Source organism: Thauera phenylacetica B4P (genome assembly GCF_000310225.1).
In the GTDB taxonomy this organism is placed as follows: domain Bacteria; phylum Pseudomonadota; class Gammaproteobacteria; order Burkholderiales; family Rhodocyclaceae; genus Thauera; species Thauera phenylacetica.
Genome location: NZ_AMXF01000167.1, coordinates 1 through 9,171 on the forward strand (window position 1 = coordinate 1; position 9,171 = coordinate 9,171).

8 protein-coding genes and 1 pseudogene are annotated in these 9,171 nt (G+C 71.6%); 2 read left to right on the forward strand and 7 right to left on the reverse strand.

Annotated features, from left to right (window positions below; all coding sequences use genetic code 11):
• Positions 1-612: pseudogene (locus C667_RS16750) on the forward strand (glycoside hydrolase family 17 protein); the annotation flags it as partial.
• On the opposite strand, the gene C667_RS25130 reads toward C667_RS16750, so the two are convergent.
• Positions 505-939, reverse strand: coding sequence for a hypothetical protein (locus C667_RS25130; RefSeq protein ID WP_245538484.1), 435 nt, complete (start codon positions 937-939; stop codon positions 505-507). The pseudogene C667_RS16750 and the gene C667_RS25130 sit on opposite strands and share 108 nt — an antisense overlap.
• A gap of 304 nt (positions 940-1,243) precedes the next feature.
• Here C667_RS25130 and C667_RS16755 point away from each other — a divergent pair, with 304 nt between their 5' ends.
• Positions 1,244-3,847, forward strand: a complete 2,604-nt coding sequence (locus C667_RS16755; RefSeq protein ID WP_004370767.1) for a glycosyltransferase family 2 protein — start codon at positions 1,244-1,246, stop codon at positions 3,845-3,847.
• 120 nt (positions 3,848-3,967) lie between these two features.
• Here C667_RS16755 and C667_RS16760 read toward each other — a convergent pair whose 3' ends face one another.
• The 6 genes from C667_RS16760 to lpxK form a co-directional block, all read right to left on the reverse strand.
• Positions 3,968-5,296 (reverse strand): SLC13 family permease, encoded by a 1,329-nt coding sequence (locus C667_RS16760; RefSeq protein ID WP_039921920.1) that lies wholly within the window; start codon positions 5,294-5,296, stop codon positions 3,968-3,970.
• Between the two features lie 80 nt (positions 5,297-5,376).
• A complete protein-coding gene (locus C667_RS16765; RefSeq protein WP_004370771.1) occupies positions 5,377-6,630 on the reverse strand; it encodes a 6-phosphofructokinase in 1,254 nt (417 codons plus the stop codon).
• Positions 6,631-6,768: 138 nt separating this feature from the next.
• The gene (adk, locus tag C667_RS16770) at positions 6,769-7,422 is read right to left on the reverse strand and encodes an adenylate kinase (protein WP_004370773.1); all 654 of its coding nucleotides are present in this window, start codon (positions 7,420-7,422) and stop codon (positions 6,769-6,771) included.
• A gap of 87 nt (positions 7,423-7,509) precedes the next feature.
• Positions 7,510-8,283 (reverse strand): 3-deoxy-manno-octulosonate cytidylyltransferase, encoded by a 774-nt coding sequence (gene kdsB, locus C667_RS16775; RefSeq protein WP_211207727.1) that lies wholly within the window; start codon positions 8,281-8,283, stop codon positions 7,510-7,512.
• An 8-nt stretch (positions 8,284-8,291) separates the two neighbouring features.
• The gene (locus C667_RS16780) at positions 8,292-8,483 is read right to left on the reverse strand and encodes a Trm112 family protein (protein WP_004370777.1); all 192 of its coding nucleotides are present in this window, start codon (positions 8,481-8,483) and stop codon (positions 8,292-8,294) included.
• Positions 8,464-9,171: tetraacyldisaccharide 4'-kinase (gene lpxK, locus C667_RS16785; protein ID WP_004370779.1), on the reverse strand; the 708-nt coding region annotated here is incomplete at its 5' end. The genes lpxK and C667_RS16780, both read right to left, overlap by 20 nt.

Below are 9,171 nucleotides of genomic sequence, written 5' to 3' on the forward strand. Positions count from 1 at the left end.
GTGGGCGGCGTGCTCGCCTTCCTGCTCGCGGCCACCGGCCGGCGCACACGCTGCCTGCGCGCGAGCGCGATCGCGGCCGCCGGCGCGCTCGGCGGCATGGTCGCCGTGCTGCACTGGGAGCACGCCCACCTGGCCTACCGCGACGCGCTCGAATGGAGCCTGCTCGGCGGCGTCGCCGTGCTCGGCGCCCTGCTGCCGCTCACGCTCGCGCGCTGGTATGGCGAGCCCGTGCCCGAAACCGGCCTGGCCGCACGCATCCTGCGACGTGGCGAGCGCCTGCGCTCCAAGGCCGCGTCGCTCGGCATGCTGCGCGGCCTGCTGCTGTTCGCGGCGGCGGTCGCCGCGCTGCTGCTGTGGGTCGATCCGCGCTATCGCGACTTCCCCACCCTGCTCTACCTCGTCCCCGCGGTGGTGCTCGGCGTCGTCGGCTGGTGGCGCAGTGGCACCACGCGCGCCGAGATCACCCTGGCGCTGGTGATCCTGATCGGCGTGGTCGCGCGCTGGTCAAGCGAGCCGGCCAACCCGCAGGCGATCGCCTGGCTGCTCACCGGCCTCGCCCTGGCCCTGCCCGTGCTGCTGGTGCGGCCGCACCAATACGAGCAGCGCGAGTAAGGCGCCGACCGCGGCCGGGTCGTAGCTGTACAGCACCAGCCCGGCCACCCCGCACAGCCAGCCCGCCCAGGCCAGGCCGCGGCTGGCGCGCACGAAGGCGAGCACGCCCGCGGCGAGGCTCACCCAGCCGATGCGCTGGTCGAGGAAGCTATGCACGAAGGCCTGCTTGAACAGGCAGGCCAGCGCCGGCGCGTCGGCGGCCGTGCAGTCGCGCGGCAGCAGGCCGGCCTCGAGCACGCCGTGGCGCAGCCAGAGCGCGAGCGCCGCCAGCACGAGGCCGGCGAGGAGCGGACGGGCGACGCCATATTTGGGCAAATTAGTTGGCATTGGGATACGCTTTCCCTTCAAAATCAGCACACGCCGAAAAGACGCGCAAAGTGTTGCAAATTGGCACCCCGAGCGGCTCGTAAGGGGCTGAAATGGCGAATAAAATGCGCGCCGTCGGAGTGAAGGACGGACGCCTCGTCGGGCGCGCGCATTTTGTCACAGTGCGGCCGGGTCCGCGATTGCGGCAGCGCAGCGCCCGCACGCGACACCGGCCGCATCCGCCCACGCCCGCCCCGACCCGCGGCCCACGAGGCCCTCGCAATGCATCCGCGCCGTTCCTGCAGGACGGCGCCCAGGAACCACGATGAAGAACGCCGCCTCCTTCGCAGCCCGCATCCTCACCGCGATCGCCATCGCCGCGGTGGTCGCCTTCGCGCAATACTGGATCTGGCAGCAGCTCAACCGCAGCACCGAATTCATCGGCACCAACCAGAGCATCAAGGGCTTCGCCTACAACGGCTTCCAGCGCGACCAGAGCCCGCTCAAGGGGACCTACCCCACGCGCGCCGAGCTCGCCTCCGACCTCGACCTGCTCGGGCGCTACTCCGACGGCCTGCGCACCTACGGCGTCAATGACCTGCCCGAGCTGCTCGGTCTCGCCGGTGAGCGCGACATGCTGGTGACCGCCGGCGCCTGGATCGACGCCCGCCCCGACTCCAACGCGCGCGAGGTGAGCGGGCTGATCGAGGCGGCGCGCAAGATGCGCCACGTCGAGCGCGTCATGGTCGGCAACGAGGCCATCCTGCGCGGCGACGTCACGGTGGACGAGCTCATCGTCTATCTCGACGAGGTGCGCAAGGCGATCCGCAAGCCGGTGTCGACCGCCGAACCCTGGCACGTCTGGCTGCGCTACCCCGAACTCGCCAAGCACGTCGACTACATCACCGTGCACCTGCTGCCGTATCACGAGGGCCTGCCGGTGGACAAGGCGGTGGAGTACGCCTTCCAGCGCTATGACGAGGTCGCACGCGCGCATCCGCGCAAGAAGATCGTCGTCGGCGAGGTCGGCTGGCCGAGCCGTGGCCCGACCATCGACGCCGCCATCCCCTCGCTCGACAACCAGGCGCGCTTCGTGCGCGAGTTCCTCGCCCATCCGCGCACCGCGCGCATCGACTACTTCCTGATGGAGGCGATCGACCAGCCGTGGAAGGTGGACGTCGAAGGCTGGGCCGGCCCCTACTGGGGCATGTTCAACGCCGACCGCGAGGCCAAGTACCAGCTCGAGGGCTTGGTCGAGCGCGACCCCTACTGGTCGCAGAAGGCCAGCAACGCCGCCGCGCTCGCCTTCATCCCGATGATGCTCGCCGCCTTCTTCCTGCCCGGCTGGAGCGTCGGTGGCCGCCTCTTCCTCGCCGCGCTGATCCAGGCCTGCATCTCGACCCTGATCATCGGCATCAACGTGCCGGTCGAGTACTACCTCACCCAGCGCGACCTCATCGGCCTGGTGCTGCTGATCAGCGCCACCTGCATGACCGCGGCGGTGCTGCTCTCCCACGGCTTCGAGTTCGGCGAGGTGCTGTTCAAGAAGAAATGGGCGCGCCGCTTCACCCCGCTGCCGCCACATCCGCCCGAGCAGCAGCCCTTCGTGTCCATCCACCTGGCCTGCTACAACGAGCCGCCCGAGATGGTGATCGCCACCATCGACAGCCTGGCGGAGATGAACTACCAGAACTTCGAGGTCCTGATCCTCGACAACAACACCCGCGACGAGGCGCTGTGGAAGCCGCTCGAGCGCCGCTGCGCCGAGCTCGGCCCGCGCTTCCGCTTCTTCCACCTCGCCAACTGGCCCGGCTTCAAGGCCGGCGCGCTCAACTACGGCCTCAAGGTCACCGACCCGCGCGCCGAGGTGGTGGGCGTGGTGGACGCCGACTACGTGGTCGATCCCGACTGGCTGGCCTGCCTGGTGCCGCACTTCGACCAGCCCCAGGTCGCCGTCGTGCAGGCGCCGCAGGCCCACCGCGACTGGGAGGGCCAGCCCTTCAAGCGCATGTGCAACTGGGAGTTCGACGGCTTCTTCCGCATCGGCATGCACCACCGCAACGAGCGCAACGCGCTGATCCAGCACGGCACCATGACCATGGTGCGCCGGCGCGCACTGGAAGAGGTCGGCGGCTGGTCCGAGTGGTGCATCTGCGAGGACACCGAGCTCGGCCTGCGCCTGATCGAGAAGGGCTACGACACGCGCTACATCGACCACATCCTCGGCCGCGGCCTCACCCCCTCTGGCTTCGCCGCGATCAAGAGCCAGCGCTTCCGCTGGGCCTTCGGCGCGATGCAGATCCTCAAGGCACACCTCCCACACATGATCGGGCGCAGCACCCTCAACCTCGCGCAGCGCTACCACTTCCTCACCGGCTGGTTCGCCTGGCTGGGCGACGCGCTGCAGCTGGTGTTCGCCTTCGGCAGCCTGCTGTGGACCCTGGGCATCCTGCTCTTCCCGAAGGCCTTCGGCCTGCCGGTGGTGTCGCTCGCGCTGCCGATCTTCGGCTTCATGATCTTCAAGGCCGCGCTCGGCCCCATCCTCTACCGGCGCACCATGGACTGTCCGTGGAAGGACATCCTCGGCGCCTCGATCCTGTCGGTGGGCCTCGCACATGCGATCGCGCGCGGCGTGTTCGCCGGTCTGGTGAAGAAGAAGGGCGTGTTCGTGGTGACGCCCAAGGGCTGGCGCGGCGGCGGCGCGCTCGCCTTCTTCAACCCGATCCGCGAGGAGATCGGCATGCTGGTCGCGCTGCTGATGGGCGCCGCCACCCTGGTCGCCCAGCGCGGCGCGGCCAACCTCGAGACGCAGCTGTGGGTCGGCATCCTGTGCCTGCAGTGCATCCCCTACATCGCCGCGATCCTGTGCCAGGTGGCAGCCTACATGCCGGAGCGCGGAGCGGCGGCAGGGGAAACGGCGGCGGCGTGAGGGGTCAGGCGTGAGGTGTAAGGAGCGGCGGGGGCTGCAGCGCTCGCGGCCTTCTTGCAGCTCGGTGACGGCCGGGCGCCGGAGGGCTTGCTTCGCTCCTCACGCCTTGCTCCTCACGCCTCACGCAAGCGCAATCAGCGCCGCCAGCACCAGCGCCGGGTAGACCAGCGCGGTCACCCCGCTCCCCCCCTGGATCATCATGCGCTGCGGCACGTGGCCGCTGCCGAAGACGATCGCGTTGGGCGGGGTGGCAACCGGGAGCATGAACGCGCACGAGGTGCCGACCGCGACCAGCACGGCCAGCGGCGCGCGCTCGACGTGCGGGGCGAGGCCGAGGAAGAGCGGGATGAGCAGCGCCGCGCTCGCGGTGTTGCTGGTGACCTCGGTGAGCAGCAGCGCGAACAGCACCATCAGCGCGATGCACACCCAGGCCGGCAGCGCGGCGAGCGGACCGCCGAGCTGGGTGGCGAGCCAGGCCGCCGCGCCGCTGGCGGCGAGCGCCTTGCTCAGCGTCAGGCCGCCGCCGAAGAGCAGCAGCACGCCCCACTCGGTGCTGCGCTCCACGTCCTGCCAGCCCGCCAGGCGCAGGCCATGCAGCAGCACCAGCGCGAGCAGCGCCACCGCGGCGTCGTAGCCCTGGGCGAAGCCGAGCGCGGCGCCGAGCGGCGCGCCGAAGACCCACAGCAGCACGGTGAAGCCGAACAGCGCGAGCATCTTCTGCTGCGCCGTCGTCCAGCCACCCGGTGCCGGCGGCGGCGTCACCATCACGTCGAGCCGCGGCCGCAGCACCAGGCGCAGGCCGATCTCCATCAGCGGCATCAGCACCAGCACCAGCGGCAGGCCCCAGCTCATCCATTCGGCGAAGCCCATGCCCACCGCCGCCGCGGCGATCGCGTTGGGCGGGCTGCCGACCAGCGTGCCGATGCCGCCGATGTTGGCGGAGAAGGCCACGCCGAGCAGCACATACATCCAGGTGCGCCGGTGCTCGTCGAGCGGCAGCGGCGCGAGCAGGCCGAGCGCCAGCGGCAGCATCATCGCCGCGGTCGCGGTGTTGCTGATCCACATCGACAGGAAGGCCGTCAGCCAGAACAGCCAGCGCACCGCGCGCCCGAAGCTGGCGCCCGCGCGGCGCAGCACCTGACCCGCCATCCAGCGGTCCAGGCCCTGGCGCTGCAGGCCCGCGGCGAGCGCGAAGCCGCCGAGGAAGAGGAAGACCACCGGGTCGGCGAACTGCAGCAAGGCCTCGGGAAAGGCGAGCACCCCGCTCGCGGCGGCGAGCAGGGGCACCAGCAGCGCGGTCACGCTCACATGCAAGGCCTCGGTGAGCCACAGCCAGGCGATCGTGGCGAGCAGCGCGAGCCCGGCGCCGGCGCGATCCGGCAGGCCGTCGAGGCCCCACTGCAGGCCCAGGAAGAGAACGCCGGCGACGACGAGATTGAGGTTCCGCATCACTTGATCCATCCCTGCACAGTGGCGCTACCGGCTCGGGCGCAGCCCCGCACGCGCACGCCGCGGCCCGTGCCCCCGCCTCAGGCCTGCCACGCGGGCAGCCTGCGCGCCACCGTGGCCCAATCCCAGCGCCCGTAGTCCGGCAGGCCGGCGACCACCGGCGGCGCGATCTCGCCCTCGATCAGCGGGCGCATGTAGTCGCAGGCCGCCGCGGTCACGTGCAGCCCGTCGGCGCGCACGAAGCCGTCCGGCAACCCGCGCTCCAGGTTGGCCACCGCGGCGGTGTCCACCGGCGCCACATCCCAGCGGTAGGGCGCATCCCGCAGGCGACGGATCGCCGGCATGGTCCCGCCCTTGCCGGCGAGCGCGTACTCCACCGCCACCCTGCCCACCGCCTCGGCCTGCGCGCGGTCGGTGGCCGACAGCCAGTGCCCGGCCGAGCGCTGCAGGTAGTCCGGGATCGCCCAGTGGAACTTGTAGCCCAGGCGCTCGTTGATCAGCCGCGCCACCGCCAGGCCGGCGCCGCCGAGCTGGACGTAGCCGCGCGCGTCGCGCGACTTCTCCATCAGCAGGCTGCCGTCCGGGCGACGGATGCCCTCCGCCACCGTCACCGCGCAATAGCCCAGCCGCTCGGTGATCTCGCGCACGCGGGCGAGGAGGGCCGCCTCGTCGAAGCCGGCCTCCGGCACCAGCACGATGTGCGGCGCGCGCTCGGGGTCGCCCTGCGCGGCGAGCGCGGTCGCCGCGGCGAGCCAGCCGGTGTTGCGCCCCATCACCTCCATGACGAAGACGCTGCCCTTGCTGCCCACCATCGACGCCGTATCGAGCCCCGCCTCCAGCATCGAGGTGGCGAGATAGCGCGCCGCCGAGCCGAAGCCGGGGCAGCAGTCGGTGCCGACGATGTCGTTGTCCACCGTCTTGGGCACGCCCACGCACACCAGCGCATGGCCGCGCCGCGCGGCCTCGGCCTGGATGCGCGCGACCGCGTCCATCGAGCCGTTGCCGCCGTTGTAGAGCAGCCAGCCGATGTCGTGCGCGTCGAACACCTCGAACAGGCGATCCATCGCCTTGCCGCCGTCGTCGTGCGGCAGGTCGAAGCGGCAGGAGCCGAAAGCCCCGCCCGGCGTGCGCGCCAGGCGGGCGAGCGCCGCCTCGTCCAGGCAGGCGGTGTCGACCAGGGCCTCCTCGAGCACGCCGACGATGCCGCGCCACGCGGCAAACACCCTGTCGACCCGGCCCGAGGCGCGCGCAGCCGCGACGACCGCCGCGGCGCTGGCGTTGATGACGGCGGTGACGCCGCCGGAGTGGGCATACAGGAGGTTCTGGTGGCGCATCGGCCGGGCCTCGTTCGAGCGTTGCCGCACGCCGCGCCGGGCGGACACTGCGGCGAGTTCAAAAGCACGCGCGGCCGCCGCCCCGTGGGGGGCGCGGCCGCGCCGGTTGGAGCCGGGCGAGCCCGGCCGGGGTGCTGCTTACTTCAGCGCTGCGAAGGCGTTCGCGGTGATCGCATCCACCGCGCCGAGACCGGAGATCTTGCGCACCTTGGGCGCCTTGGCGTCGCCCGAAGCCGCCCACTTGCCGTAGTACTCGACCAGCGGCTTGGTCTGCGAGTGGTAGACGTCGAGGCGCTTCTTGACGGTTTCTTCCTTGTCGTCGTCGCGCTGCACCAGGTCTTCGCCGGTGACGTCGTCCTTGCCCTCGACCTTGGGCGGGTTGTACTTGACGTGGTAGGTGCGCCCCGAAGCCAGGTGGGCGCGGCGGCCGCTCATGCGTTCGACGATCTCGGCGTCGGGCACGTCGATCTCGAGCACGAAGTCGATCGGCACGCCGGCGTCCTTCATCGCATCCGCCTGCGGGAGGGTGCGCGGGAAGCCGTCGAACATGTAGCCGGCCTTGCAGTCGTCCTGCTGCAGGCGGTCCTTGACCAGGCCGATGATGATGTCGTCGGACACGAGGCCGCCGGCATCCATGACCTTCTTCGCCTCCAGGCCCAGCGGGGTGCCCGCCTTCACCGCGGCGCGCAGCATGTCGCCGGTGGAGATTTGCGGAATGCCGAACTTCTCCTTGATGAAGTTGGCTTGCGTACCCTTGCCGGCTCCCGGCGGTCCCAACAGAATCAGACGCATACTCCCTCCCGTGAATGGCCGGCCATCGAAAATGGCCGTTTCCTTATCGAATAAGCAGCCGAAACTTAACCGACGCGCGCCGGGTGGTCAAACCCCTCCGGCGGCGAAGATCGCGCGCACCCGCTCCAGGTCTTCCTGCGTGTCGACCCCGGCGGCCGGCGCCTGGTCGAGCTCGAGCACGCGGATGCGGTGGCCGTGCCACAGCGCGCGCAGCTGCTCGAGCGCCTCCCAGTGCTCCAGCGGCGAGGGCTCGAGCGCCGCATAGCGGCGCAGGAAGCCGACGCGGTAGGCGTACAGGCCGACGTGGCGCAGCACCGGCAGGCCGGCGGGCAGGTCGCGCTCGCCGCCGCCCCAGGCGTCGCGCGCCCAGGGGATCGGTGCGCGCGAGAAGTACAGCGCGCGCCCGGCGGCGTCGCACACCACCTTGACCACGTTGGGGTTGAAGACCTCGGCGGGGTCGTGGATGGCGTGCGCGGCGGTGGCGATCGCGGCCTCCGCGTCCTGCGCCAGCGCCTCGGCCACGGCGGCGACGATGGCCGGGTCGATGAGCGGCTCGTCGCCCTGGACGTTGACCACGATGTCCTCGTCGGCCCAGCCGCGCGCCAGCGCGACCTCGGCGAGGCGGTCGGTGCCGCTGGGGTGGTCGGGGCGGGTCATCACCACCGCGCCACCCGCGGCCTGCACGGCGTCGCGCACGCCCTCGTGGTCGGTGGCGACCCAGGTCTCGCTCGCGCCGGCATCCCTGACGCGCTCGAGCACGCGCACGATCATCGGCTTGCCGCCGATGTCGGCGAGCGGCTTCGCGGGCAAGCGCGTCGAGGCGTAGCGCGCCGGGACGACGATGCGGAAGTTCGCGGCCATGTCGCCGCTCACTTGCGCAGGGCGTCGACTTCCTCGGCGCTCATCGCGCGCGCCTCCTCGTCCAGCATCACCGGGATGCCGTCGCGGATCGGATACGCGAGGCGGTCGGCCTTGCACACCAGCTCCTGCTTGTCCTTCAGGTGGTCGAGCGGCCCCTTGCACAGCGGGCAGACGAGGATTTCAAGCAGACGTGCGTCCATCTTCGAGTTTCTCCAGGATGCGTTCGGCGGCGCCGGAACCGATCTGCGCCCGCACCGGGTATTCCCAGCAGTCGGCAGGCGCGAAAGCGCGGCATTTTACCGCATCCTTCGCGGTCATCAGGATCGGCGACGCATCGCCGAAGGCAAGATCGGCGGCGACGAAGCGATGATGGTCGGGAAAGGCGTGGGCGACCACCTCCAGCCCGGCGGCCGCGAGCTGCTCGAAGAAGCGCTGCGGCCGCCCGATCCCGGCCACCGCATGCACCCGCCGGCCGCGCAGCGCCGCGAGCGGGAGGCGGCGCGCGGGGTCGTCGAGCGCGACCACCTCCTCGCCGGCGAGCCGCATGTCGAACACCGGCACGTCGCCGATCGCCGTGCGCAGCTCGGGGTCGAGCGCGCCGTGGGCCAGCACCAGGTCGACGTCGGCAAGGCGCGCGAGCGGCTCGCGCAGCGGCCCGGCGGGCAGCAGCAGGCGGTTGCCCAGCGTGGCCGCGTCCACCACGGCCACCTCGAGGTCGCGGCCGAGGCGGTAGTGCTGCAGGCCGTCGTCGGCGACGAGCACGTCGCACTCGGGGTGCAGGCGCAGCAGCTCGCGCGCGGCGGCCGGGCGGTCGTGCCCCACCACCAGCGGGCAGCCGGTGAGGCGCGCGAGCAGCACCGGCTCGTCGCCGTAGCGGCCGGGGTCGCC